23 protein-coding genes are annotated in these 25379 nt (G+C 51.5%); 9 read left to right on the plus strand and 14 right to left on the minus strand.

Features of this window, described 5'->3' with window-relative positions; genetic code table 11:
* Positions 1–3: 3 nt before the first annotated feature.
* From NSP04_RS13315 to NSP04_RS13350, 8 genes are all read right to left on the minus strand, one after another.
* The gene (locus tag NSP04_RS13315; protein ID WP_257512840.1) at positions 4–372 is read right to left on the minus strand and encodes a VOC family protein; all 369 of its coding nucleotides are present in this window, start codon (positions 370–372) and stop codon (positions 4–6) included.
* A 36-nt stretch (positions 373–408) separates the two neighbouring features.
* Entirely contained in the window at positions 409–2157 is a 1749-nt protein-coding gene (locus NSP04_RS13320) for an N-acyl-D-amino-acid deacylase family protein (RefSeq protein WP_257512841.1), read from the minus strand.
* A gap of 65 nt (positions 2158–2222) precedes the next feature.
* Complete coding sequence (locus tag NSP04_RS13325) at positions 2223–3287, minus strand: MBL fold metallo-hydrolase (protein ID WP_257512842.1); 1065 nt, start codon at positions 3285–3287, stop codon at positions 2223–2225.
* Between the two features lie 15 nt (positions 3288–3302).
* Positions 3303–5609: a DUF3604 domain-containing protein gene (locus tag NSP04_RS13330; RefSeq protein ID WP_257512843.1), complete on the minus strand. Its 2307-nt coding sequence runs from the start codon at positions 5607–5609 to the stop codon at positions 3303–3305.
* Positions 5602–6618 carry a HupE/UreJ family protein gene (locus tag NSP04_RS13335; RefSeq protein WP_257512844.1) on the minus strand — a complete coding sequence of 339 codons (1017 nt, stop codon included), beginning with the start codon at positions 6616–6618 and terminating at the stop codon, positions 5602–5604. The genes NSP04_RS13330 and NSP04_RS13335 overlap by 8 nt, the downstream gene beginning before the upstream one ends.
* Entirely contained in the window at positions 6615–7418 is an 804-nt protein-coding gene (locus tag NSP04_RS13340) for a peptidylprolyl isomerase (RefSeq protein ID WP_257512845.1), read from the minus strand. The genes NSP04_RS13335 and NSP04_RS13340 overlap by 4 nt, the downstream gene beginning before the upstream one ends.
* A gap of 7 nt (positions 7419–7425) precedes the next feature.
* Positions 7426–8175: an SDR family NAD(P)-dependent oxidoreductase gene (locus tag NSP04_RS13345; RefSeq protein ID WP_257512846.1), complete on the minus strand. Its 750-nt coding sequence runs from the start codon at positions 8173–8175 to the stop codon at positions 7426–7428.
* Positions 8172–9302, minus strand: a complete 1131-nt coding sequence (locus NSP04_RS13350; protein WP_257512847.1) for a glutathione S-transferase family protein — start codon at positions 9300–9302, stop codon at positions 8172–8174. Before NSP04_RS13350 ends, NSP04_RS13345 begins: the two co-directional genes overlap by 4 nt.
* A 113-nt stretch (positions 9303–9415) precedes the next feature.
* On the opposite strand from NSP04_RS13350, the gene NSP04_RS13355 reads away from it, so the two are divergent.
* The gene (locus tag NSP04_RS13355; protein WP_257512848.1) at positions 9416–10009 is read left to right on the plus strand and encodes a TetR/AcrR family transcriptional regulator; all 594 of its coding nucleotides are present in this window, start codon (positions 9416–9418) and stop codon (positions 10007–10009) included.
* A 15-nt stretch (positions 10010–10024) separates the two neighbouring features.
* Here the strand turns inward: NSP04_RS13355 and NSP04_RS13360 are convergent, their stop codons facing one another.
* Entirely contained in the window at positions 10025–10591 is a 567-nt protein-coding gene (locus NSP04_RS13360; RefSeq protein WP_257512849.1) for a TetR/AcrR family transcriptional regulator, read from the minus strand.
* Positions 10585–11673 (minus strand): glutathione S-transferase family protein, encoded by a 1089-nt coding sequence (locus NSP04_RS13365; RefSeq protein WP_257512850.1) that lies wholly within the window; start codon positions 11671–11673, stop codon positions 10585–10587. The genes NSP04_RS13360 and NSP04_RS13365 overlap by 7 nt, the downstream gene beginning before the upstream one ends.
* A 108-nt stretch (positions 11674–11781) precedes the next feature.
* Here NSP04_RS13365 and NSP04_RS13370 point away from each other — a divergent pair, with 108 nt between their 5' ends.
* From NSP04_RS13370 to NSP04_RS13380, 3 genes are all read left to right on the plus strand, one after another.
* Entirely contained in the window at positions 11782–14211 is a 2430-nt protein-coding gene (locus NSP04_RS13370) for an arylsulfatase (protein WP_257512851.1), read from the plus strand.
* Complete coding sequence (locus NSP04_RS13375) at positions 14204–15019, plus strand: formylglycine-generating enzyme family protein (RefSeq protein WP_257512852.1); 816 nt, start codon at positions 14204–14206, stop codon at positions 15017–15019. The genes NSP04_RS13370 and NSP04_RS13375 overlap by 8 nt, the downstream gene beginning before the upstream one ends.
* 72 nt (positions 15020–15091) lie before the next feature.
* Positions 15092–15775: a tellurite resistance TerB family protein gene (locus NSP04_RS13380; protein WP_257512853.1), complete on the plus strand. Its 684-nt coding sequence runs from the start codon at positions 15092–15094 to the stop codon at positions 15773–15775.
* A gap of 45 nt (positions 15776–15820) precedes the next feature.
* On the opposite strand, the gene NSP04_RS13385 is transcribed toward NSP04_RS13380, so the two are convergent.
* From NSP04_RS13385 to NSP04_RS13395, 3 genes are all read right to left on the minus strand, one after another.
* Complete coding sequence (locus NSP04_RS13385) at positions 15821–17302, minus strand: OmpP1/FadL family transporter (RefSeq protein ID WP_257512854.1); 1482 nt, start codon at positions 17300–17302, stop codon at positions 15821–15823.
* A 243-nt stretch (positions 17303–17545) separates the two neighbouring features.
* Positions 17546–18376 carry a metal-dependent hydrolase gene (locus tag NSP04_RS13390; RefSeq protein WP_257512855.1) on the minus strand — a complete coding sequence of 277 codons (831 nt, stop codon included), beginning with the start codon at positions 18374–18376 and terminating at the stop codon, positions 17546–17548.
* A 110-nt stretch (positions 18377–18486) separates the two neighbouring features.
* Positions 18487–19296: a PaaX family transcriptional regulator C-terminal domain-containing protein gene (locus NSP04_RS13395; protein WP_257512856.1), complete on the minus strand. Its 810-nt coding sequence runs from the start codon at positions 19294–19296 to the stop codon at positions 18487–18489.
* 154 nt (positions 19297–19450) lie between these two features.
* Between NSP04_RS13395 and NSP04_RS13400 the strand changes: the two genes are divergently transcribed.
* From NSP04_RS13400 to NSP04_RS13410, 3 genes are read left to right on the plus strand one after another with little or no spacing between them, the layout of a single operon-like run.
* A complete protein-coding gene (locus NSP04_RS13400; protein ID WP_257512857.1) occupies positions 19451–20356 on the plus strand; it encodes an alpha/beta hydrolase in 906 nt (301 codons plus the stop codon).
* The gene (locus tag NSP04_RS13405; protein WP_257512858.1) at positions 20353–21138 is read left to right on the plus strand and encodes an SDR family NAD(P)-dependent oxidoreductase; all 786 of its coding nucleotides are present in this window, start codon (positions 20353–20355) and stop codon (positions 21136–21138) included. Before NSP04_RS13400 ends, NSP04_RS13405 begins: the two co-directional genes overlap by 4 nt.
* Positions 21139–21146: 8 nt before the next feature.
* Positions 21147–21995: an alpha/beta hydrolase gene (locus NSP04_RS13410; RefSeq protein WP_257512859.1), complete on the plus strand. Its 849-nt coding sequence runs from the start codon at positions 21147–21149 to the stop codon at positions 21993–21995.
* A gap of 9 nt (positions 21996–22004) precedes the next feature.
* On the opposite strand, the gene NSP04_RS13415 is transcribed toward NSP04_RS13410, so the two are convergent.
* Entirely contained in the window at positions 22005–22688 is a 684-nt protein-coding gene (locus NSP04_RS13415) for a hypothetical protein (RefSeq protein WP_257512860.1), read from the minus strand.
* A 76-nt stretch (positions 22689–22764) separates the two neighbouring features.
* Here NSP04_RS13415 and NSP04_RS13420 point away from each other — a divergent pair, with 76 nt between their 5' ends.
* Both NSP04_RS13420 and NSP04_RS13425 read left to right on the plus strand, forming a co-directional pair.
* Positions 22765–23661 (plus strand): tetratricopeptide repeat protein, encoded by an 897-nt coding sequence (locus NSP04_RS13420; protein ID WP_257512861.1) that lies wholly within the window; start codon positions 22765–22767, stop codon positions 23659–23661.
* Between the two features lie 352 nt (positions 23662–24013).
* On the plus strand, positions 24014–25357 hold the full coding sequence (locus tag NSP04_RS13425) for an alanine/glycine:cation symporter family protein (RefSeq protein WP_257512862.1): 1344 nt from the start codon (positions 24014–24016) through the stop codon (positions 25355–25357).
* Positions 25358–25379: the final 22 nt, after the last annotated feature.

Consider the following 25379-nt stretch of genomic DNA (forward strand, 5'->3'; position numbering starts at 1 on the left):
TCATCAGCCCATTTTGAAAATGTTCATTTTGTGACCGTCTGGCGTACGGAAGTAGGCCGCATAGAAACCAGGCATGCGTTCGCCGGGTGCGCCTTCACAGCTGCAGCCGTTTTCTTTGGCGTGTGCATAGAAGGCGTCCACCTGCGCTCGGTCTTTGGCGGCGATGGCGACCATGGTGCCATTGCCCACATTCGCGGCATTGCCGTTTGCAGGCTTCATCAAACCCAGAAATGGCTCAGCCAAACTGGTGCCCCAGAAAATACCGTGAGGCAGGTCCAGCACCCGCTTTGCACCCAGTGGTGCCAGCAGTTTGTCAAAATATTCACCACTTTTTGGCAGGTCGTTGGTACCCAGTGTTACATATCCAATCATCGTACTTCTCCGTGGATTTGATGGTTTTTACTGTGTTCAGGTTCTTGCAGGCAGGAATTGCCCGAAGCCCATTTCTTTACCGAGCGCGGGCATCACAGCCTCGTTCTCGACTGCTATCTTGCCATTAATCAATACGTGTTTCACTACACCCGGGTTTCTGTTCACCAAGCGTTGCAATCCAAAGTTCTCCATTTCGCCCCAGCTAACCTGTTCAAGATTTTGGTTCAAGGCATCGGGATTCAGCACCACCACATCAGCGCGGTCGCCCACGCGAATTTTTCCAGCTTCAATCCCCAGCCAGTCGGCCTGCTCGCCAGTCAAGCGCCACACAGCATGTTCCATGCTCATGATGGGTTGGTGTTCATCAATGGTTTCCTGAATCAGCTTCAGGAAGCGCAAGGGCAGGTTGTAGAAGGCCATGTTGCGAATGTGCGCACCCGCGTCGCTGAAAGTGATCAGGGTGTTTTTGTCTTGAACCAGTTCACGAATTACTTCACGCTTGTGGTTACCCACTGTGGTGTACCAGCGAAGCTGGCGGCCAAATTGCACCACCAAGTCCAGGAACAAATCGACCACGTGAACCTTGCGAGCTCGGGCCACTTCATCAAAGTTTTTGCCCACCAAATTTGCATCAGGGCATTCCAAAATAACCGCATCGCCAAAATCGCGTTGCCACACCCGCGGGCTTAACTTCTGCCCGTAAAACTTGCGGAACTGGCGGCGATAGTCTTCGTTTTGCAGCAGGCTGTTTCGCTCAATTTGCGTGCGCAAATCAAGGGCCATTTCGCCGGCACCAAATTCTTCGAAAAACACCACATCAATACCGTCTGCATACACGGTGAAAGGTGTCGGCAGAAGCTGCCAGCGGAATGCACCACCCAGCCAGTTCACCACCTTGCTTGAAATTTGCGCCATGGGCCGAACTGTTTTGTTGCCCTTCAAATCGATCAGTGCAATCAATGTGGTTTTCAGTGGCTTACGTATCCAGCCCAAGGTTTCAATCAGGTATTCAAAAATCTGCAGCGGGTTGGCTGCGTTGGGTGCGCCTTGGTGCACGCGGCGATACTTGCGCAGAATCTTGTTCAGGCGGCGAAGTTCGCTCCAACGTGCGTAGGTACTGGGCAGGCTCTTCGACCAGGCCCGGTCGCCATCAATTTTGTCCCATTTCAGGCACATGGTTGAAAGGCCCAGAAAACCGGCGTCAAGCGCTTCGGTCAGGGTGGCTTCCATTTTCTGCATTTGGGCTTCAGTGGGCTTGATTTTCCGGTCAGTTGAATCGAGCAGCCCCATGGTGCCCACGCGCAAATCGCTGTGACCCAAAAATGAAATCAGGTTTGGGCCCAAGGGTTGCTTTTGCACAAACTCGACCCACTGGCGCGGCGTGTTCCAGGTTTTTTTCTCTTGCAGAATTGGGAGCACTTTCTCGCGGGGCACAGTTTCTACACGCGTGAAAATATCGGAAGCATCCTCGGCTTCGCTGCAAATCATGCTCAACGAACAACTGCCCACCAGCACGGTGGTCACGCCATGCCGCACCGATTCCGACAGGCTGGGCGCCACAATCATTTCTGCATCATAGTGGGTGTGCGTGTCCAGAAAACCGGGGGTGACCCAATGGCCCGCAGCATCAATTACTTTGGGCGCGCCCTCGTATTGCAAAGGCGAGTCGCTGACGGCTGCAATTCGACCGTCTTTAATTCCTATGTGGCGAATCGCCGATGGACCACCCGTGCCGTCAAAATAACGTCCGCCCGTGATGACGACGTCAAAGGTTGATGCTGCCATTGCTTGTCTCCAATTCTCATTTTTTTCAAATGTAACAAGAAATCTTGTCGAATTGGGAAAAAGTTTTATCGTTGGCTGTAAATCACCTCTTTGCTGCCGGCGGGCAGGGTGATGAAATCGCCGTCTTCACCAATGCGAAAGGGGCCTTTGAACATTTCTGGTGCCTTGCCCAGAAAGATTTCCCGCAAGGGCGCCAGGGGCAGGGGCGGTACAATGTGGCTAAGCACCACATGCCCAACCTGCGCTTCTTGAGCCAGCACGGCCACATCCATTGGGCTGGCGTGGTAGTTGGGTATGTCGGAGAAAATCTTGGCCAGCTTGCTTCGGTTGTTCTTCAACGCTGTTTCTTGAAGTGCAGCCACCAGTTCCGGGCTCAGGGCCTCATGAATCAACAGGTCTGCGCCTGTCGCGGCGTCTTTCACCTGTTCATCGGAAGTGGTGTCGCCACTTAGCACAACGGTGCGGCCTTTGTAGGCTATTCGGTAGCCCACAGCTGGGTTGATGGGCTGGTGGTTCACGGCAAAGGCCTCAACCCGTAAATCGCCTTGTTGCAGCACTGTGGTGTAACTGCCTTTTTGCACACTGAATTCATTCACATCAGCACCAGCCAATTCAGGGGGCATGGTGGCTTCGCCGTGGTGTGCCGTGCGGTATCCGTTGTCGGCTTCATAAGCGGCCTTAAAACCGTTCAATACCCCTGAAACGCCGGTGGGGCCGTGCACGGTCAGGCGCTCGCCTTCGGTGTGTTGCGCCCAGCGTGTCATCAGCACTTCGCCCAGGCCATCAATGTGGTCGGAATGAAAATGCGTAATGAACACGCCCTTCAACTGTCCGGTTGAAAATTGCATGGTGGAAATCTGTTTGGCAGCGGCACTGCCTGCATCGAACAAAAACATGTCCTTGCCAGCAATCACGATGGTGCAGGGCGCTGCGCGGTCGGGGTCGGGGAAGGGCGAGCCAGTACCACACAGGCCTACGTGCAAACCATCGGCCAAGCCATCCAGCGGATTCTGCATGCGCTGCGTGGCGATTTTCTCAACCAGTGTCAAGGCGATGTTGGTGCGTTGAATGTAGGCAATCGAAGCACCCAACGCGATGAATATCACCGCGCCAGTCAGCAGTTTTTTCATGGTGTTATTTCCTTTTTATTGAATGCTGCTTTCAACCCAAATGGGAGAACTCCAGGCGCGTTCTTGCTGAGTAATGAAGCGGAAATCGCCCCGGAAGCTGCCGGGCTCGCCTTCAATGCGACAGCAGCCTTCAAACCCTGCAAAACCGCTTTGTGCGGAAAACAATCCATTGCCTGGTTGCAGCGCCGCACATTGCACGCCTTTGTCGGCGCACATTTTTGTGGTCCAGCGGCAGGAATTGTTTTCCAGTGCCCGAGCGAAATAGCTTGCGCCCGTCGCAGCATTGAACTGCGTGTCATGAAAAACCGCGCACATTTGCTCCGGACCTTTTTGTTGCAGGCTGCAGTCGGAATTCGGTTGCGGGGCGTTGGCATTCTCCGCCAGCTTTAATACCTGCTGTTTCAAATTACCTTGGGTGTCAGCCCAGGTCTTGATTAATTCCAGCCTTTGCAAAGGAATACCGGCTTCTTCGCCGCCCGGGTCTTGAAGGGCATACGCCACAATGTAGGGGCCGCGGTTATTCACTGTCAGTGTGCCGCCCATTGGAACGCCACTCATCAAGCCTTCTTCAATCGGGCTTGCCCCGGAAGCCAATTGTTCACAAATATTCGCAGGAAAAGGTTCGCTCGAAGCCAGTGTTCGAATTCGCATGCGTGACCCTGATGTAGCGAATGTTTCCCGACGCTTTAAGGCCGCGAAAATTTCTTTTCTTGTGTTTTCTCGTGCCCACACACCAGCCAGTCCACCCGGTGTGAAGTTGGATGCAACCGGATTGAATACGCGATCTGCGCAGTTGTTCGGGTCAGCCGCAGATTCGGTACTGAATGGCAATTTGAAGCCTGTGATCGAGTCGGTGGGCAAGGGCGGTTGCTTGCATTCCCAATTGCCCAGTGCTTCATTGGGTTCATCATCTAGCACGCCACCGTGGCCGGAGTTTTTCGCGAATTTGTTTTTGTCAGTGTTGCCCGCAATACCGTTGTGTGTGTCGCTTGATCCAATAAAGCCATACTGATACGGATTCACACCCAGTTTGCGCTGAATGAAGCTGCCCTCCGGTAGCACATTGCGTGCGTAGTCCAGTGGGGTGGTGCAGTCTGCTGGGGTGGATCCACCAATGTTGCTGCCGGTGCATTGTTCAACTGCGTGAATGCTTTTGCCCTGGCCTTGGTTGCTGTTTACTTGGCAAAATAGTGGGTCAGTGGCCTTGCCTGTGCATACCCTGGCGCATTCGGCGGGGTCGTCAGCATTTCCCTTGCACAGGGTTTTCCATTCTTCAAAACCGCAGCCCGATTCTTCCCCGCCTGTGAGGCCTTGATTAAAACCGGTGATGCATTCGCTGGCACCTTTGTGCTGAACAATTTCAAAAAGGCGATCAAAAGTGTTTCGAAGTGTTGCGTCTGCCGCTGTCAAGGTTGCGTTGTTACGCGCCAGTGGCAGTCCTGTGTCGGCTTGGCGTGCGCGGGCAAAACGCCCATCGCTTTGATTGGTGCTGTGCGGAATGGTGACTACATCACAGCCATCCACGTCCAGGCATTCTGTTTTTAATCGATCAAACAATCCCCACTCATCATTTGTGTTGTCGGTGGTCGGTATCAGGGGGGTTGAACTGATCACGTCGGCGGGCACCTTGGTACCTTCGAATATCACATTGCGATGGAGTACCTGCCCACCCTTGTTGGATGAGAACTCATAGCCATTGAAAGTAGTGAATTTGCAGGGCTGATTTTCTGCATTGGCAATGGATTGAATTTCTTCCCAAGTACGTGTGCTGGGTACCAGGCTGCCCGCACCGGTCACCACTTGCAGATAAAGAGGAACATTGCCCGTGATGAAAACAGAGACATTGTCGCGGATTACTTGGCCGAGCACACCACACGCCGGGTTTGTGCCCGCAGGCAGGTTTCCTTGAAGTTCACAAATATTGGAGAAGGTTCCCAATTGCTCAGCGTGCTCGGTGACCGCAGCAAAATCAAGTGGACGGCCGATGTTGATTTGTCGCATGGGCATGTCAGGGTCTTCGCCCGACGGGAGGAACGCGTTTTCGCCTTTGGCGAATTGGTAGGCCTCGCGTGGTCCATTGATGGAATTGAAGAAATAAGCGTCGAACGACAGTTTGGTGTGAATGTGTAGGTCACCAAAAAATGCCTGTTTCCTTACACTGCTGCCCAGGCATTCCACATCATCAGGTCGTTCGGCTGGGGTCACAGTATTGGGCCCGCCGTTCTGCACAACTTCACCCTCTCCGGAACCAGAACATCCCAAAAGCCCAAAAGTGATCAGCACTGAAACCAAAAGTGGCCATCGTTGATACGAATTAAACATAGCTGTGGATCCTTTCAATGGTCCAGTACAATGCAGCACCGCCAATGCTCAGAGTCAGCACGTTCTGCGCCAATCGAGTGAACGTTGGGAAATGGGCTTTTTCAAGCAATGCGAAGGTGCTTGCCAGCAGGGTGACTATCCACAACTGACCGAGCTCTATGCCCAAATTAAACAGCAACAGCGTGCTTAGAAGTGCTTGGTCAGGAAAACCGCGTTCTTCCATTGAAAGCGCGAATCCTGAACCATGAAGAAGGCCAAACGCTGCTATCAGAAGCAGATGCGGCCAGTTTGATGTTGGTACCGTTTCTTTTCGAATCAATTCCCAGGCCAGCCACAATACACTCAGTGCAATCCAGGCTTCAATGGCGCGAGTGGGTACGGCTATCCAGCCCAACACCAACATGGCCAAAGTCAAGCTGTGCCCCACCGTAAAAAGTGTGAACTGACCCAGTAGTTGTTTCACGCTTTGCTCGCGCTTTCGCCACAACAGATACAGGCCAGTCACAAACAGCACATGATCCCAACCAAACACAATGTGTTCAATTCCAACGATGAGGTATTGAAGTGCGGGGGTGTTGTTCGCTTCGGTGTTTAAGGAAATACTGCCCGAATTTGGCGTTAACACTGCGTGAATGCGGTTTGCATTCAGGGGCGTGGCCAGAACAATTAGTTCAGGTGCAAGGCGTGTGAAACCGTCGGCCGCAACATGATGGGCATTCAATAACGCTGAACAAAAGAAATTGCCGCGTTGAATAACTTCGGTATCGCCTTCCCATTCGATATTTACATTGCGCAGTTCACAGGCGGGTTCAAACTTGAAGTCGATGGGAGGTACTTTGCCATCGGCGCCCACTGTTCTTTTAAAGACAAATAATCCTGTTCCGCTCGCTGTTTCCTGCACAATCAGCGCCGAAGTGCCCATCTCATGGGCGTGAGCACTTTGTACGCCAATGGGCAAATCCAGTTTCAAGATAAGAATGAACGCAAGCAGGAAGGCAAAGATTTTCACGGGCCATCCTTAATTGTGTAAGTGGCTCGCAAAGCCGCCAAGCCTGCGTCGTTGACTGCCTCGCGCTGTGCAGCGATTAAATCAGACATCAGCTGAGTGCCTGCCTCTTGCAGTGTCATGATTCGACCTTCATTTCTTTCATCCACTTTAAAAAGGTGGACTCCCAGAGCGGACTGCACAGGATTTGACCATTGTCCAATAGGCAATTCGAACAAAATCGATGCGGCTTTGTTTCCGAATTCTTTGATGACCTGATCGCGACTTAACAGCGCTTCGCTTGTTCGCAAAGGAAACGGGTCAGAAACGATTTCTTTGCTGGCGCTTAAGTCGATCAGTGCGGTCTCTGCGTGATAAATTGATTCATCACCGCGTTTTCCCCTACTAAAAAAATGATGTTGAAATTGAATGGATTGCTCGGTTTGATAGCGCTCAGGATTCTGATCCAGCCATGTTTGAAGCTGTGCCTCTGTGGGTGTTGCAACAGGGGTCATGTCCTCCAGCAAAAACCGCATTTTTTGAACAACGCGGCGTTTTACGATTAGATCGTCCTTCTCAAGGCCCAGCTTCAAGCCTTCCCGATAAAGAATTTCTTCATCAATGTACAAAGCCATGGCCTGTTCGTAATTTGCGTTGTTCTGGTCCTGAGCACGGGTTTGCAGCACCTGTTCACGCACAAATGCACGCTGCGCATCAGTGATGATCAGTTCATTGCGACCTGTCGACTCAACGCTGCGCCATTCAAGCAAACCAATCAGGGCGGCCACTACCAGAAAGCCAAACGCGGCATGTGAAGTATTCATGTGGCGTTTATTTCATGTAGCGCCACACGCCGGTGGGCATGTTCGCCAATAATGGTTTCAACAGCTTCCAGGGGTAGCCAGGTACCACGCCCAAGCTGTGTCCCTTTTCAATGTGGTTGGCCATTTCCTTTGCCGCCTTTTCAGCGGATACCAGGAAAGGAAATTTGTCCATGTCATCGACAATGTCAGTTTTTACAAAGCCGGGTAAAATTTTCGTGAAGTTGATTTTGTATTTTTTTAGCTCAATGGCCGCGGCATCCAGGTACATTGAAAAGCCCGCCTTCGTGGCGCAATATGCGGCTTGTTTTGGAATGGGGGTAAGCGATGCCAGCGAGGATATGCCCACCACATGGCCGCCACCGGCTTGTTTGAACCACTCTACTGCTGCATTCACAGTCGCGATCGCGCCCAGCAAGTTTGTTTGCATCAAACCCAGTTCATCGGCCAGCTGACCCTTGCCCACACCAGTCAGTTTGTTAACACCAGCATTCACAATTACCACATCAACTTTCTTCAAGTCGTTGAATAACGTGCGCAGTGCAGGCCCAACTTTGTCAGTTTCATTCACATCGAGTTCAATGATTTCAATCTGCAAATTGATGCAGCCGGGCATCGAGTTGATTTCTGCACGCAATGCCTCAAGTTTGTCGAACCGCCGAGCTGCAAGACCCAGCCGGTAGCCGCGTTTTGCAAATTCAAGGGCAAGCGCCTTGCCAATTCCTGATGAGGCCCCTGTGATCACTACTGATTTGCTCAAGCCAAATTCTCCATGTGTTGTTTGGGTAGCGCTGTGACTGCCACTGTAAGGGCCCTGCGTTCAACGCGGGGCAAATTCATGTTCAGCAGGTGTTCAGCTTTGTGAGTTCGCAGCCAGACACGCACGTCATGTTTGTCGCTGTCGGCCATGTGGGTGTAGCAGTCCAGTGCACGCTGAATCATCCAAATCATGTAGGGAAGTGCACCGCGCTTGAAGGGCTTGCCGCCCATGGTTGTGCAAACGTCGCCAAGTCGGCGAGGCAATCGCTTGTTCAATCCATTTTCCTTGGCGTACTGCGTGGCCATGTCACCCACTTGCACCACCATTGGAATGAACTCATTGAAAATGGAATGAAACACTGGGCCCAATGTGTCGGGAATTCCGTCATTGGGTATCAGCATTTCGCCAGCGAACATGGCGGGGTTTTTCATGCGCTCAATCCACGCCGCCAAATGGGTGCGGGGTGCAATTAATTCACGCTTTGGCCAAGGGTCGCGGGCTAGGTGCCCATACATGGTGCCCACCAGGCCAAAATCACCCAGGCTTGGTTTGTTGCCCAACAGGAACGGAAAGGTTTGAAAATGGCGATCAAGTGCATCGAGCATGTGCTCGGTCCATTCGTTCATAGTGGAATGTTGCTCGGGAACAATGCCCACATAAGGCAACATGCTGCGAAGCATGTTGGCTGGGCGTTGCGCCACTTTTCTTTGTAAAAATCGGGGTGCCCAGGGCAGGAGTGCTTTACCAGCATCATGCTCGAACAAGGCAAAGTTTTCCGGATAGCTCCATCGGGTGTGCATGGCGATGGGTACCCACCATTCATCGCCCCATGCTTCAAGCAACATGGACGCAAATTCTTGCACAGGTGTATTGGGTGTCACCGGGTTTTCATGATGAAGCGACTCGATGTAGTCGATTATTTCACTGGTGTCTTGAATCCACTCGCCCGACGCAGTTTTCAGAACGGGCATGACTGCCGCACCTGTTTTTTTCTTGATGGTCCGCGTCAAGGTGAACAGGTTGACGGGTTTCAGCGTGTGCTCTACTTGTTTGTATCGCAGATAGCAAATGGCTTTGCCCGTGAAGTAAGACAAGTGCCAGCCGTAAAGTGTGTAGTTCTGTCTCATATTGACCCATTTAGGGGTTCTAGTAAGCGATTAAAACATTAAAATTTACACTATGTCAACTTTGCAAAAAGTGTGTCACACTTCATGGGGTTTCACAGCAGTACCAGGATCAAATGAACACAGCCAACATCACAGAAAAGCGTCCTTATCTGGGCAAAGACGATCGTAAAAAGGCCTTGCTGCTCAGTGCTGCTCAACTGGTTGAGCAGGCCGGGTGGGGCGTATTGAACATGAGTGCACTTGCTGAAAAAGCAGGCGTAAGCCGCCAACTGGTGTATCAACATTTTCCCAACCTGGAAAGCCTGTTGGGCGCAACGGCATGGGTAATTTTCACAGACACAATGCAAGGTACTGCCCAAGCGATTTCCAATCATCCAGATGATCTGAAACTGGCCATTCGATCCGCAGTGCTTGTTTCTTTGGACATGCCTGTGGGCAAAGGCGATGCCTTGTGGCAGTTGATTGCAGGCTCTGGATTGAATTCCCCAGAACTTGAAACGATTCGATTGGGCATTCGTGATGTGGTGCTTAAACTTTGGGTTCCGACGCTTCGTAAAACACTGGCCTTGGATGAAGCGGCAGCCACAGCGCAAGTGTGGATGGTGATCTTGTCGTTCTGGGGGGTTCGTCAGCTTATTCGAGACGGTTTGCTTGGGCGCGAACAGGGTATTGCGCAGTTCGACGCTTTGCTGGACCGGATTTTTTAAAGCATCCTGGCTCGCTTATTTCAAAAGTTGTTCAACACTGCGTTGTAATACCTTCTTGGCTTGATTGAAGCTCAGTTTTTGATCGCGTCTAAGCCGAAGCCAACTTTCGAAACTCATGACCAGGTCAAGTGCCTCAAACAGCAGTTTGTCCTTGACCACTTCAGTCGGCAAGAAGGCACGCAGCAGGTATCTCTGTAAATCAATGGCCTGGGCTTGTCGAGTGCGCAAAAATTCCGACTCATGCAGGTGCACAAGGCTTGCGGCTTGCAGTGGCGCAAGTTGTTCAAACATGTCGGCCCGCCGCTCGATCGAATGCATCAGCTTTTCTTTTGTGGTGCTTCCTTGAACGGGTGTTGCCAAGACAGGCGCAACAATGGCGTCGACTTCGGTGGTCATTTCCCTGTACAGGGTTTCCATGTCTTTGAAATGCCTGAAGACCGTGCGCAGGCCAACACCTGCTCGGGCTGAAACCATTTCAGCTGTGGGTGCCACATGTCCTTCGCGGATCAATTCGATCAGCGCTTGAACAATCTGCTTTTTGTTTTCCTGTCCGCGTGTGGTGCGGCCATCGATTTTTACCATGTTCTGCTTGTCATTGTTGCGGGGTTGGTAATGGGCAAGCTTTCGATTCTTGCTGCGATGGGTGATGTTACAGGCTTGAACAATGCCGTGCCCAGTTCGGGAAAATACGTGCCTAGTTCTGCCTTGACTATGCTGGGCAGTACAGCGTACCGGAATCGCAAGCGCTGATATCTCCACGCGCGGTAGCGTTGGGCTGGTAGTTTGAACAATGTTCCTTTGCTGTTGAACTCAAAATGCCGTCGTTGTTCTTCGATGGCTTGCTCATTGGCCTGCATGTAAGGAATGAACTCTGAACAAACAATGTTTATTAGTGGTTCGAGGTTGTCCGCTGGTGCAGCCTGAAATTCAGCATTGCTGTAGTCTGCGATTCGGGTGTTCCACATGCGGGCAACCCATTCATGAACGGCTGGCGCACGCGTGCGCATGATTTGCGCGGGTGTTGGGTCGCAGAAGAAGTGCCGGAACATGCTGCCGTACAGACCGTAGTCAGCCAAGGTGGGACGTTGGCCCAAGATGAAGGGCTGCCTGTTTAAAATTTGTTCCAGCGCATCGAGTGTTTCAATGTAGTGGGCTTGAACGCGTTTTGCGGTATTTGGCCTTACACCATCCATCCACAAAAAATGAAACCGCTGCCTGTTCAAAATGGCCCAGCGCCGTGCAAACCAGGGCAGTGGCACATCGCGCATCATCCCATTGGCTAATCGGTGGCTCATAAGCCTTGCGTCTTGCGCATGGGCCCAGCGGTAATACAGCGCAGGCCGCCACAGCCATTCATCGCCGAAATCTTCCAGTAGTTGTGCGATGAAATGCATCGCTGCGTGTGGCGGCATGATGGGAGTTTGTGGCAATAAATTCTCGAAAAATTCGATGATCAGTGTGGTGTCGCTGAGCCATTGGCCATTGGCCCACTCCACCTGGGGCATTTGCGCCACGCCGGTGGCTTTGCCACATCGTTTGAAGTCGCCCGTGTCCATCTCGATCAATTCATAAGGAATCTGCTTATTTCGCAGATAGGCCTCAAGCTTTCCCGTGAAGTAGGAAAGATCAAGTCCATGAACTTTCAAAATTTCCGGCATCGTCATAAGCAGGATTCCTTGTGATTCAAAATTGTTTTGTATATAGTGACACAAATAGTGTCACTAGTTAATAAAGATAAAAAAGACACATCAAATTCAAATTTGGGGACCAACATGGCACAGCAAGATGACAACTACAACAATGGGAAACAAGAAGAAGGCTTGTCCCCCAAGCGCTTGAAGAGACGCGCATTTTTATCGGGCTTAGCCGTTGGCGCAGCCACTGCCGGCGTTGCTGCCACAGGCGCACATGTAGCCAATAACAAAGCCCGTTCCTTGATGACCCCAAAGGCTCTGCCGCAGGGTGAGCCTGCACAGGTGGCCTTGTCCTTTCAGGACTCAAGGCCCGCCACCAACGCCAAACCCAAAGCCAAGGAAGGCTCGCCCAATATTGTGGTAGTCATGCTGGACGATTGTGGGTTTTCTGATCTGGGTTGCTATGGCAGCGAGATCAAAACACCAGCCATCGATAGCCTGGCAAGGCAGGGTTTGCAGTACACAAATTTTCGGACCTGCTCCATGTGTTCCCCAACACGAGCGTCGTTCCTAACGGGTTTGAATCATCATTCAGCGGGCATGGGTTGGCTTGCCGACATTGACGCTGGTTATCCTGGCTATCGTGGCGATTTGACCCACGAGGCCGCCACCCTGGCGGAAGTGTTGCAAGGTGCAGGATGGTCCACGTTCTTAAGTGGCAAATGGCATTTGAACAACGCCCACACCACTGGCGCCAATGGGCCATACGACAACTGGCCCACCCAAAGGGGTTTTGATCGTGCCTACTGGTTTCAGGGCCATTCCACCGATTATTTCAAGCCGTCTGAACTGTTCGACGGCGTTGCGCCCGTCGAGCCACCCAACACGCCCGATTATTTTGTTTGTGATGATTTAACTGACCGTGCCATCACCTACATTCGAACTCAGCAAGCACTGGAACCCGGCAAACCCTTTTATTTGCACTTGGCCTACCCCGGCCCACATTCTCCTTTACAGGCCCGTGCGCGTGAACGCGATGCTTACAAGGGGCAATATGACAAGGGATGGGACGTTGTGCGTGCGGAACGGCTTGCTCGTCAGAAGGCACTTGGCATCATGCCCGACACCGTGGAGTTGCCGCCGCTTTCATTCGGTTCAAACAACTGGGAACAGCTACCCGAAGGCCACAAGAAAATCACCGCGCGCTACATGGAAGTGTATGCGGGACTCATGAGTAATATGGATGCGAACATCGCGCGGTTGTTGCAAAGCCTTGATGACATCGGTGTGCGTGAAAACACAATAGTTGTTTTGTTTTCAGACAACGGCGGTTCGCCTGAAGGCACGCCAACTGGGACGCCGAATGTATTCGCCCCTGCATTTGGGCGCTCGATTCCGGTGGAGGAAGCGACCAAGCTGTACGACATTCTGGGCGAAGAGGGCACGTTTCCCCATTACCCCATGGGCTGGGCCAGCGCGTCAAACACTCCATTCAAGATGTACAAGCAGTACGCTCACCTGGGTGGTGTTGCGGACCCCTTGATTGTGAATTGGCCCACGGGCATTTCTGCAAAGGGCGAAATACGGAATAACTTTGTCCATGTGGTGGACCTGTTTCCCACCTTGCTTGAAGCTGTGGGCATAGAGCGCCCTAGTGTTTACAAGGGAATGCCGCTGAAACCGGTAGAAGGACAAAGCGTTCTGGCCACGTTCAGCAAGCCGGACAGCCCAACCCGCACCGAACAGTATTTTGAGTTGGGGGGAAATCGAGCGTATCGTGAAAACAATTGGCGTGCCGTGGCAAGGCACACACGGGGCAAACCATTCGAAGAGGATGTCTGGGAACTTTATGATTTGAGTACCGATCCTGCCGAGGGTGTTGACCTGTCTACACAATTTCCGGAAGTCGTTGAACGTTTGAAAAACAAATGGTTGCAGGCGGCAGTGCAATACAATGTGCTGCCGCTTGACGATCGAAACCTGGTGCTTCGCCTTGTTCAAGACCGACAGGAAAAGGGTTTGCGCGCTCGATGGGATTTTCACCCACCCATAGAACGATTGGCCAGGGACGTGGCGCCCATCGTGTGTGGTTTGTCGCACACCATTGAGCTGGAATGCGAGCGCAGCAATGCTGCTGGTGATGGCGTATTGGTGGCGCAAGGTGCCAAATATGCTGGCTGGGTTTTGTACATTGAAAATGGCAAACTCTGTTATGAACAAAGCCTTGTGCCTTATGTGGAACGAATTGAGTCAGCTGCAGTGTTGCCTGAAGGAAAACTAAAGATCAGTTACCAGCAGCGCATGACTGGGCGCCCCTTTGACGGCGAAGGCATGCTGTATGTGAATGGTCAGCAGGTGGCCAAACACACATTCAAGCGGATCCTGTTTTCAACCAGTTACGATGGGTTCACCCTTGGGGCCGATTTGGGCAATCAAGTATCAAGCCGTTACACCGGCCCAAATCCTTTTCAGGGAATTTTGGGAAAGGTAACTATTGATGTGGACACCAGTAAAATCAATCCAGTCGAAATGCTGCGGTTTTTGAGCAATATGAATTTGAATGTTTAGATCGACTGCACGCATTGCGGGTGGCGAATTCTTGATGGGATCAGATCGCCATTACGCAGAGGAACGACCACAGCGACTGGTGTCTGTGGATGCGTTCGACATCGATGTTTACCCGGTGCTCAATTCTGATTTCGCGGCGTTTGTGAAGGACACTGCCTACTGCACATGGGCTGAAAGATCCGGACACTCTCATGTGTTTTTGATGGCCCCCCATCCCGTTCCCTTGAAAAACCCCAGCCTGTGGTGGAAGGCGGTGCAGGGCGCCTGCTGGCGCAACCCACGGCCAGGTGTTGAATTGCCCATCGATTTTGATCAACACCCTGTGGTTCACATCGCTTTGGAAGATGCCAAGGCATACGCCGCGTGGGCGGGTGGGCGCCTGCCCAGCGAAACTGAATGGGAGTTTGCAGCTTGTGGTGGATTGCAAGGAACACAGTTCGCCTGGGGAGAAGAATTTGCACCGGAGGGCCAGCGCATGGCACAGGTGTGGCAGGGTGCATTTCCTTGGTACTACACGCTGGGCGACGCACCCGCCACCGTGGCTGTTGGGCAATTTCCCGCCAATGGCTATGGCCTGTTTGACATGATTGGTAACGCGTGGGAATGGACTGCTTCAACATTCAGTGAAGCGGCGAACTGTTGTTCGTGCAGTCCTGCTCAAGATGCACAAACTTTGTTTGCCCTCAAAGGTGGTTCGCACTTGTGCGCTGCTGAATACTGTTTGCGTTACAGGCCGGCTGCCCGCATTGGCGTGGCGGGCGCCAGCAGCACTTCCCACATTGGATTTCGTTGCGTTTACGATGTGTGAGCCGATTCCAAATTGAATTTTTTTGATTGTGTTTGGTCCATCTTGTTCGAAAACAAGAAACCGGAGCACTGAATGAATTCAAAAAGCCTGATTGATCAACTGTTAAAAGCTGGAACCGGCATGATGCAGGGCGGTGGAAAGACCGTTGGTGGCATGCAGGTCAAAGACATGCTGGTTGGTGCAGGCGGCGGCGCTGCGGCCACAGCGGCCTTGGGCATGTTGCTAGGTAACAAACGCCACAAGAAAATGGGTGGCAAGGTATTAACCTACGGTGGTTTGGCTGCGCTAGGCGTGCTGGCTTACAAGGCTTATGGCAATTGGCAACAACAGCAAGGCAATATCGCAAACAGTGGAACACCCCAAACGGTCGACAGATTGCCAGAGCCTTTGGTGGAACAGCACAGTCAGGCAATTTTGCGAGCCCTTATTGGCGCTGCCAAGGCCGATGGCCACATCGATGCCAAAGAGCGCCAGCTAATTGATGGCGAGATTGCCAAACTAACGGATGATCCTCAGCTTCAGCGCTGGTTTGATCAGGAAATGAACAAACCCTTGGATCCGCTTGAAATAGCTGGCTATGCCACAACGCCTGAACTGGCTGCCGAAATGTTCTTGGCCAGCGTGTTGGTTGTGGATGAAGAAAGTTTTATGGAGCGCAGCTACCTTCAGGAACTGGCAAAACAGCTTCGACTGGATCCTGCGTTGGAACAAGAGCTGCGTGTACAAGTTGAACAGGCGAAAAAAACGGCCGCATAAAGCGACCGTTCCAAGTTACTGCATCAAGGGTGTTTTTATCAACACTTAAAACTTTTGAATCAGGCTGAACGACACGAAGTCGGCATCCAGATCCGCGATGCCTTTGAACTCCCCACCTGAAACTTCAACCGGGGTTACTTGGGTGTTGTTGCCGACTTCGCCGGCGTCAACGTCAATAATGCCGTATGCCACTGAAAGGGTTGTGTCACGGCTTGGCGTAAAGGTGGCACCAATGCCGTAAAAGCGACGGTCGTTGTCGGGCAGAATTGGGATACGCAGGTCATCGCCCACCACACCATTTTCCATGCCGTAGCCTGCATGCAGAGTCAGGCGTTTGTACGCTTTGTAATTCAAGCCAATGCGATAGGCATGCGCCACCTGGAAGTTCTGCGGCACATCTTCAATCACGCGGCCATTGCTGGTGCGTTCGTAGCGCAGAAAGGTGCTGGTGTAATCCTGGTAGGTGTAAGTGGCCATCAGGTCCAGCCTTGGGCTGTAATGGTGGAAAATTGACAGCCTAAATTCGTCTGGGAAAATCACGCTTTGGCGAGCCCCCTGTTCTGGTTCCAAATCGCCTGCGGCCTGAGGGCCATTTACACCAAGAATAGGACCGCCCAGGCCAATCAAGGGACTGGTGCTCAAAAAGTTTCGGAAGGCTGCAGTGTCTTCGTTTTCATTGATGGTCAGCTTACCCTGATTGCCATTAAATCTTGTTTTTGGGCGATACGACATACCCACGCGAGTTGTTTCTGAGGGTTCCCACAACAAACCCGCCTGGGCGTTCAAGGCCCAGCCCAAAATTCGAAGTTTGGCGTCTGTTTCGCCTGGAATGGGTGGCGCTTGGCCCAAAGTATTCAAACCATCCAGCAGTGCGGTTGTTCCTGGTGGACCAAGTTTGCTTACCGCATCACGGAAATTCACGCGCAGTTTAATCGACTGAAAGTAACGCTCATAGGAACCATTGGCGCCGACAGACAGAGTGGGTGTCAATTTGTAACCAAAGCCCAAGTTCAAGCGGGTAACTTTCAAATCACTTTCACGACCAGAGCCACGGCCGGGAAAATCTTCGCGGTAACGGGTCAACAAGCCATGCGATCCCGAGGCGCTGAAGCCAACCACCAATTTTGGTGAAATCGGTACTGCGACGAACAAACCAGGAATGAACAAAGCCGAATCGGTGCCATCTTTTCTTGAAAAGAACTCGCCAGCCGAACCCTGGTTACCAGCATCAGTTGGGGGACCATCATTGTTTTGTCGGGATGTGTAGTCGTTGTCAAAGGTGGCAATGCTGGCCACGTTCAACACTTCAATCCGTTTGAAACGGGTTAAAGCCGCTGGGTTGAAGAAGATCACCGATGCATCCGAGGCTTCAGCGGCCTGGCCTGCACCAGCAGTCGCAATACCCATTGTGCTTTGGTTGTCGTTGGCTGTGCCGCCAGCGAATGCTTGTTGGCTTAAAGTGAATGCCGTCAATGAAAAAGCGACGGCACAGGCCTTCACAAGAAGGCTTTGCTGCAAAAACACCATTGGTCTGTCTCCTGGCTCCGACGTGTCGGGTCGCAGTGCGCCCGACTTCGAGTGTCGTGAGTAATTGGCTGGTTGTTTTTAAAAAATTCATGCTGGTTGGCGGCTTGTGTTTTTGTTCCAGAAAACCAGCATGTTTACAACAATTAACATTGATACTGACGGAAATGTAACTCAGATTCAATCAATCGTTCAAATTTTTTTTAGTAATTGCGTTAAGCAATTTGGAAACCAGCCAATCAAGACCTAAGCAAGTGCCAGCCTCTCTTTCCAAAGCCGCATGGGTTCATCCATATTTGCCTGCATCGGGTGAAAGCCTGGTTTATAAAACTTGGCCAGATCGGGAATCATTTTCCGGAAAATGCCTTTGCGGCCAAAGTACAGGTCGGCAAACTTCAACCACGATTTCACGTTGTACAGTTCGCCATCCTGTTTCATACAGCTCAACATGGCAGCCAGCACCACTGGCCCAATGCCAACCGACACAATGGTCATCGCTATGGCGCGCTGTGCGTAGGTGCCACCGACCGCCTTGTGAGTATCAAAGGCCACGGCGCGGTGTTCGCTTTCTTCCATGGCGTGCCAGAAAATCAGATTTTTGATCTTTGGGTCCACAATCATTGTGTGGAAGCTCTCGCTTTTCATTAAATGTTCAGCCATCACTGCCGTGTAGTGTTCCACTGCGGTGGTTCCCGCCAAACGCGCCTTAATGGGCAACAATTTATTCAAGCGTTTTCGCGCCCAGCGTGCGCGAGCATCCCAGCCATTCACATTCACACCTTGGCGCTTCAGCTCCGCATTGGCCTCCAAATGTTCTTTACCGTGCATGGCTTCCTGACCAATAAAGGCACTGATTTCGCGAAGCAAGGCCTCATCTTTCACCCATTTTCTGGCGTCGCGAACCGAGTCCACGAAAAACTGTTCACCTTCAGGAAAATAAGCTTGAAAGGCTGTCCAAACATGGCTGCTTGCTGGGTCGTTGTTTACAAAGTGGCGGTTGATGCCTGTGAAATCAAAATCCATTCGCCGCACCGGAAAGCTTGATCCTTTCTGGTGGATTGAGGTGGGTGTGTGCATTGCGACCTCCACAGTGTGGTATTCATCATTGTCATCAATGATGTTGACAGTTGTGGATGTAATATTACAGGTATGGAATTAAAAGTAAAGAGTTGTAATGACGTGGTTTTCTAGATCAATTCTTCGTCTTTCAAAATACGCAACTGCAACTCGCGCCACACGCGCGTGCCGGTTTCATCAAAGCGCAGCACGCTTTCGAAGAATTGCTGCCGTGCAGCAGCATTGATCCATTCTGCTGGAAGCAGGGGGTCGCGTCGCACTTCGTAGATGGCCTGGCTGCCCACCAAATAGGCGTCTCGAGCTGCTTTTTCCAGTTTCATGCGTGAATAACCCTGCATCCAATCATTCAGTTTTTTGGTGTGTGTTGTGTAATGCCTTTCAAGTTTGCGCAGGTCCCACAGCTTTTGGAGTGCTTTCAGTTGCGCAGCATTGGCCGGCACCAATTCAAAAGTAAGTATTTCTTTTTCAACGCCTTGGGCTATTAGTTTTTCCTGCACGCCACCCAAGCCCATGCTTAAGTTTGCAGGGCGCACAAACAAGCCTTGTTCGAATTCACGAAACCCCATCAGTGCCAGTGCCTTTTCCCGGGTTTGCAATTGTTTGCGGTCACTTCGACCCAGGTGGGGTGTGAATACCGCGTAAAAATTGCCATTCCATTCGCAGCTTGCCGTCAGTCGGTTACTCCAGCTTTGAATGTCCTGGCCAGTGAATACAGCCTGTTTGCCTAGGGTGTACACGCCACGGCCTGCAGACTTTAATTGCCCCTCGGCAGCCAGCCTTGCCATGGCGACACGTGCGCTGTTCTCGGATACACCAAACAGATTACAAGCCATGACCATGTGTGCTGCTTTTACTTGGCGACCTTTGCCAGCCAACATCAGGCCTAGAATTAATTGTTTGGGGGAAGCGTTTGTTTTCACGATGTTTTTTAAAGAATTGGAGGCATTAGTCTAACTTGTTGCAGGACGCAGTGGTTGTAGCAAGCTCCGCCTTCCAGCAAATTCGTTATATTGAAGAAAATAACAAAACCAGCGTAAATTGCATGACGCTGTAACAATCGGAGACCCTGTAACAATGAATCCCATTCAGCTCGTGGCAGAGAAAGCCGTGCGTACTACATTGCGTGGCACCTTCAAGGCACCCGGCAAGTTACCGATTCCACTGAAGTGGCTGGCCAAAACAATGAACGCGGGTGCGCCGTTGTTCAAGGTTCGCCATGATGCTCGTGTTGAATTTCTCGAATTGGGGACCTGCATGTGTGCCCTTGTGCGCCCTGCCAATTCCCACACAGATCAGGTGCTATTGCACATGCATGGGGGTGCGTTTTTCGCAGGGTCACTGGAAACCCATTTGCCGTTGGCCAGTGAACTGGCGGTTCGATGCAATGCGCGTGTTTTTCTGATCGATTACCGATTGGCGCCGGAACACCCTTACCCAGCAGCGTTAGAGGACGGTATTGCTGCTTACCAAGCCCTGCTTGATCTGGATGTAAATGCCAAGAATCTTACTTTGGTGGGCGATTCGGCCGGTGCCGCCCACATTCTGGCCATGGCCATTTATGCCCGCAACGAAGGCATTCCATTGCCGGGCGGCATGGTCATGATTTCTCCTTTCGTTGACATGACCTTGACATCTGAATCCATTCAAAGCAAAGCCAAAGCAGACCCCATGCTCAGTGTGGTGCCGCTTCAACGTGGTGTTTCCGCATACTGTGGTGATGAGTTGGCAACTGACCCCAAGGTGTCACCGGTGTTTGCCGATCTGGAAGATTTACCGCCCATGTTTATTCAAGTGGGCAGTGATGAAATTTTACTGGACGACGCTTTATTGCTGGAGCGGCGTGCCAAAGAGGCCGGGGTGCAAGTAAGCTGTACCGTTCACGAAGGCATGTGGCACAACTTTCAAATGTTCAGTGCCTATGTTGAGAAAGCAGACAAAGCCTTGTGGGCAATTGCTGATTTTGTAAGAAGAGGGGAATGAAAATGAAGCAGTGGGCATTGGTAACGGGCGCGTCGTCTGGTATTGGTTTGCATCTGGCAGAATGTTTTGCGAAAGACGGTATCTCATTGTTGTTGAGTGCCCGAAATGAAGCCAAGCTGGCGGAATTGGCTGCCGATTGGATGGGCAAGTACAACGTCAAGGTGCTTGTGCTGGCCTCAGATTTATCCAAGCCGGGTGCCGCAGCCGAACTGGTCGACAAGGTGAAAACACAGGGTATTGAATTAAGTTATCTGGTCAACAATGCGGGTGTGGGCACCTATGGTTTGTTCAAAGACACACCTGTGGAAGCAACAAGCAGCATGTTGCGCCTGAACATGGAAGCCCTCACCGTACTTTGCAGTGGTTTTATGCCCGACCTGTTAAAGAACAAAGGCAAAATTCTGAATGTGGCCTCCACAGCTGCATTTCAGCCTGGCCCCTACATGGCTGCGTATTACGCCACCAAGGCTTACGTGCTCAGTTTCAGTGAGGCGCTGGCCGAGGAGCTTGCCGACAGCGGTGTGGCGGTGTGTGCGCTGTGCCCAGGTCCGACTGCTTCTGGTTTTCAAGCCGAGGCGAATATGCAGAAATCTGCTTTGGTTCAAGGCAAACGCATGCCCACTTCAGAAGACGTTGCTGTGAAGGGCTACGCCGCCATGCTACGTAATCAGCGCGTTTACATTCACGGCGCGCTGAACTGGACCATGGCGCAAAGCATTCGCTTCACTCCCCGCAGTTGGGCCACCAAGGTGGTGAAATTCATTTCCAAGCCAGTGGCTTAAATAACGAAATGGTAGTTCTCAACGAAATGCACCTGCTGCCCATGCCGGGCGGCGGGAATGTCGCTTTGCACCGAACCAAGCCGACCAATTCAAATGGGTTGCCCGTGGTGGTTGCGCACGGCACCTTGTCCAATAAAAACGCGGTTGAACATTTGGGTGAATACCTTGCGGAACAAGGGTTCGACACCTGGCTGCTTGAATGGGGTGGGCATGGCGATGCAAAATCTGCAAACCGCAAACAGAACTTCGAATATCCGGCCTTGAATGATTTGCCGGTGGCCATTGATTTTATTGCGCAGTACACAGGGCATGAACAGTTGCACTGGACTTCTCACAGTGGTGGGGGATTGCTGGCATTGATGCTGCTGGCCAGGCAGCCCGAACGCATGCATCAAATAAAAAGCCTTAGCCTGATTGGTGCGCAAGTAACAGACGCTGCCCCCAGCCTGAAAGAAAAAATACGTGTTGCTGCGCTGGGCACGCTAACCTTGCTATTGGGGCAAACACCGCAGCGACTGGTGCCCATTGGCCCGGAAGGCGAGCCCACCTTGTTGCTGCTGCAGTGGTGCAAGTGGAATTTAAGCCAGCGATGGACTGGCGCTGATGGCTTCGATTATCTAAAGGCCCTTGAACATATCACCGTGCCTTCACTTGTGATTGCGGGTGGGAATGATGACGTTGCACCAATTAAAGGCTGTCGCCGAATTTATGAGGCGCTTGGCGGTTTAAAAATATGGCATGAATGCGCAGAGCATCATGGTTTCAGTAAAAACTTCACTCACAGCCAGATGATACGCGGGGCTGCGGCGCGTGCCGAAGTGTTTCCACTGCTGCACGGCTTCATTCAACGCGTTTGAGAAATCTTGTTACTTTCGGATCAGGAACACTTCAAAATGCTTTGCAATTGGGGGGCAGCTTTCTTCCTGAATGTGTGGTGGCAACTTTCTCAGCGTATGTTTAAATAGCCTGTGCAGCACGTTGATGACACCGTTGATTGTCTTGCTGATTACGAAGTTAAAGCCCATGAGGTCTTTCGGCGTGTAAACCAGAGGCACCAATGCAGTTTCAATGGCCTCTATCAACAATTCAACGCCTTCGTTAAGTTTTTCGCTTTCCTTGTTGGCCAGGGCAAACATTACATCGCTGGCACTTTCCGCGTAGGTTGAAGTGACAGGAATCACAATGTAAGGGTGTGTTTGACCATTTAAATTCAATACGTGCACCATGTCGTGAAAGTGGTGAATAACGGGCGGTACGCGTTTGTTCGCGATGAACTTGACTAGCCAGCCGATGTAATGTTGTGCTTCACTTTGAACCTTGTGAATCACCTTTGATGCGTCTTGCAGCATCTTGTCAGCTTGTGTTTTATTCAGTTCGTCCAGCAAATGGGTAAAGCAGGTGTCCAGTAGCTGCACATAGGTTTGTGCCAGCAGATCAGCACCCAGTGCTTTGTCTTCATCGCTAATTGGCTTGGCTGCACGCACGTGAAGGGCCTTCATTTCCGTGTATACATTTTCTGTAATTTGAATAGCAATATAAGGTGTGTTCATGTTGGAATCAGAATGGGTTATTCGAGGTATCTTACACAGTAAAATCACGGCTTGAACAGTCCACGGGCCACACGCCATGCAATCTCAACCACCTGTTGAATTTACCGACGAAATCAAATCGCTGTTCGTCGAGAAGAATTTACTCAAGGCGCGCGAACGCCTACTTGATACCCTGGCCAACAACTGGAACGGGCACAACAATTTGATTGCCTTTACTTATTTGTATGCCGGCGATCGCAGCGAAGACGATTGCAATCAGGCCATGCACTGGCTGGAAAAGGGCGTTCTTGCAGGCGAGGTGGATGCCAAAGTGATTCTTGGGCGCTTGTTGATTTCAGGCGAGTTGGGGCAATCCGATTTTCAGCGCGGCAAGTTGTTGCTTGAAGAGGCAGCAAACAACAATGTGTTGATGGCTGTGCTTACCCTGGTTCAAATACACCACGGCGGAGTGGAAGGGCATTTGGAAGCCGACACCGACAAGGCCATGCATTACACAAGGCAAGCCGCGGAATTGGGCGATCCGAATTCAGCGTATCGCTTGGCATTGGAACTGGAGCGCGCAGAAGCCCCCGACCTTGCCAACGCCTTTAAATATTTCGACAAGGCTGCGCAGGGAGGGTTGTCGCAGGCCATGCACAATGTGGGTGTTTACTACCTGCACGGCAAAGGTGTTTCAAAAAGTGTGACCCTAGCCCTGGCTTATTTGGCTGAGGCAACGAAACTGGGTTCCCCTTTGTCGATGCTGACTTTGGCGTTGCTGTATCTGGATGGTGTTGAAGTTCCGAAGGACCGTGGTGTGGCCTTAAGCTGGCTTTACATCTATCAAATACTTTTTCCGGAAACCGACATTCCTGAGCAACTTCAGTTGCTTCTTGATGAAGTATCTGTCGAAGAACAAAACTTCGCACGAGCAGCGGCTCAGAATTTTATGACGCATCAACTGAATAAATCCCCTACCGGAACCTTGCACTAATCTGCAATACTGCACTTGGGAGTTTTCCCTTAATCCGTTACGAGGACCGCCATGACTGTTTGCCCGATTGCACTTGCTGTTGGTTGTCAAAAATGTCCTGCATTTAAAATCTGCCCGGCCAAATCTATCCTGGGTGATCAGCCCAAGGCCAGTGAAAAGCAGCCTGAAAAGAAAAAGTAAGTTGCGATACTTTTTCTGAAAAACCCCGACTAGTTCGGGGTTTTTTTACGCCGATAAATTGCGAAATTTGTAAAACAAGGTTTCTTGGGCACGTTGTTTGCGTAATAAACTGCAAATTCGCCTGTGTAGCACCAACTTGGCGCATCGCTTTTCACAACAAGGAGAACAATGCATGGAAGCACTTACGCAGTTTGTTAACGCAATCAATGGCATCGTATGGGGTCCCCCCATGTTGATTGCCATCCTGGGGACCGGCCTGTTTCTGCAACTCCGTCTGAAATTCATGCCCATATTTAAAATTGGGATGGGCTTTCGTTGGGTCTGGAAAAGCAGAACTCCTGAAGCGGGTGCCAAGGGCGACATTACCCCGTATGCGGCATTGATGACAGCGCTGGCGGCCACCGTGGGTACAGGCAATATCGCTGGCGTGGCCACAGCCATCGCACTGGGCGGGCCTGGTGCCTTGTTCTGGATGTGGATGACCGCGCTTGTTGGCATGGCCACCAAATACGCTGAAGTGTTGTTGGCTGTGCATTATCGCGAAACGGACGCACGGGGTCAGCAGGTGGGTGGTCCCATGTATGCCATTAAAAATGGTTTGGGCAAGAACTGGAAATGGCTGGGTTTTGCATTTGCCTTGTTTGGTGGTTTGGCCGGTTTTGGTATTGGCAACATGGTGCAGTCCAACAGCGTGGCAGATGTGTTGAATGTGACATTCGGAATCGAAAAATGGATTTCCGGCATTGTCATGATGGTGCTTGTTGGCTTTGTTTTGATTGGCGGTGTGAAGCGAATTGGTGCAGTTGCACAAAAGGTGGTGCCATTCATGTGCGTGGCCTACATTGTGGCGTCGTTGGTCGTACTGGGCATCTACATTCAGGAAATCCCCGCAGCCTTTGCTTTGATTATCGAAAGCGCCTTTAATCCAGTGGCTGCCACGGGCGGTTTTGCAGGTGCGGCAATCATGCTCGCCATTCGCTACGGCGTTGCTCGCGGTATTTTCTCAAATGAGGCAGGTTTGGGAACAGCCGGTATTGCACAGGCTGCAGGGCAGAGTAAAAACCCGGTGGAGTCAGGCTTGATTGGGATGATGGGTACATTCATCGACACCATTATTGTGTGCACCATGACGGGCTTGGTCATCATTGTGACTGGGGTGTGGAGCAGTGGGGCGAATGGTGCAGCGCTTAGTTCCAGTGCCTATGCCGCAGGCCTGCCTGGTGTGGGTGAATATGTGTTGGCCATTTCTTTGGCATTTTTCGCATTCACCACCATTTTGGGCTGGTCATATTTTGGTGAAAAATGCTGGGAGTTTATTGCCGGAACGGCCATCACCTTGCCGTACCGTGTGCTGTGGACTGGCTTTGTGTTCGTAGGCGCCGTTACTCAGCTCGACTTTGTGTGGTTGGTGGCAGACACGCTGAACGCTTTCATGGCGCTGCCCAACCTGGTTTCCTTGTTGCTGCTGTCTCCGGTCATCGCAAAGCTGACCAATGAGTATTTCGCCAACAAATAAGCAAAGTGTCAAAACATCAACT

Source organism: Limnobacter parvus, assembly GCF_024623725.1.
GTDB lineage: Bacteria > Pseudomonadota > Gammaproteobacteria > Burkholderiales > Burkholderiaceae_B > Limnobacter > Limnobacter parvus.

Bases quoted from the DNA above. Each gene is read 5' to 3' on its own strand.
- NSP04_RS13380 (WP_257512853.1), top strand. From the start codon at position 15,092: ATGAATTCAAAAAGCCTGATTGATCAACTGTTAAAAGCTGGAACCGGC.
- NSP04_RS13390 (WP_257512855.1), bottom strand. From the start codon at position 18,376: ATGCACACACCCACCTCAATCCACCAGAAAGGATCAAGCTTTCCGGTG.
- NSP04_RS13400 (WP_257512857.1), top strand. From the start codon at position 19,451: ATGAATCCCATTCAGCTCGTGGCAGAGAAAGCCGTGCGTACTACATTG.
- NSP04_RS13330 (WP_257512843.1), bottom strand. From the start codon at position 5,609: ATGTTTAATTCGTATCAACGATGGCCACTTTTGGTTTCAGTGCTGATC.
- NSP04_RS13405 (WP_257512858.1), top strand. From the start codon at position 20,353: ATGAAAATGAAGCAGTGGGCATTGGTAACGGGCGCGTCGTCTGGTATT.
- NSP04_RS13410 (WP_257512859.1), top strand. From the start codon at position 21,147: ATGGTAGTTCTCAACGAAATGCACCTGCTGCCCATGCCGGGCGGCGGG.
- NSP04_RS13385 (WP_257512854.1), bottom strand. From the start codon at position 17,302: ATGGTGTTTTTGCAGCAAAGCCTTCTTGTGAAGGCCTGTGCCGTCGCT.
- NSP04_RS13375 (WP_257512852.1), top strand. From the start codon at position 14,204: ATGTTTAGATCGACTGCACGCATTGCGGGTGGCGAATTCTTGATGGGA.
- NSP04_RS13365 (WP_257512850.1), bottom strand. From the start codon at position 11,673: ATGACGATGCCGGAAATTTTGAAAGTTCATGGACTTGATCTTTCCTAC.
- NSP04_RS13315 (WP_257512840.1), bottom strand. From the start codon at position 372: ATGATTGGATATGTAACACTGGGTACCAACGACCTGCCAAAAAGTGGT.
- NSP04_RS13415 (WP_257512860.1), bottom strand. From the start codon at position 22,688: ATGAACACACCTTATATTGCTATTCAAATTACAGAAAATGTATACACG.
- NSP04_RS13360 (WP_257512849.1), bottom strand. From the start codon at position 10,591: ATGGTAAAAATCGATGGCCGCACCACACGCGGACAGGAAAACAAAAAG.
- NSP04_RS13425 (WP_257512862.1), top strand. From the start codon at position 24,014: ATGGAAGCACTTACGCAGTTTGTTAACGCAATCAATGGCATCGTATGG.
- NSP04_RS13355 (WP_257512848.1), top strand. From the start codon at position 9,416: ATGAACACAGCCAACATCACAGAAAAGCGTCCTTATCTGGGCAAAGAC.
- NSP04_RS13350 (WP_257512847.1), bottom strand. From the start codon at position 9,302: ATGAGACAGAACTACACACTTTACGGCTGGCACTTGTCTTACTTCACG.
- NSP04_RS13340 (WP_257512845.1), bottom strand. From the start codon at position 7,418: ATGAATACTTCACATGCCGCGTTTGGCTTTCTGGTAGTGGCCGCCCTG.
- NSP04_RS13420 (WP_257512861.1), top strand. From the start codon at position 22,765: ATGCAATCTCAACCACCTGTTGAATTTACCGACGAAATCAAATCGCTG.
- NSP04_RS13325 (WP_257512842.1), bottom strand. From the start codon at position 3,287: ATGAAAAAACTGCTGACTGGCGCGGTGATATTCATCGCGTTGGGTGCT.
- NSP04_RS13320 (WP_257512841.1), bottom strand. From the start codon at position 2,157: ATGGCAGCATCAACCTTTGACGTCGTCATCACGGGCGGACGTTATTTT.
- NSP04_RS13370 (WP_257512851.1), top strand. From the start codon at position 11,782: ATGGCACAGCAAGATGACAACTACAACAATGGGAAACAAGAAGAAGGC.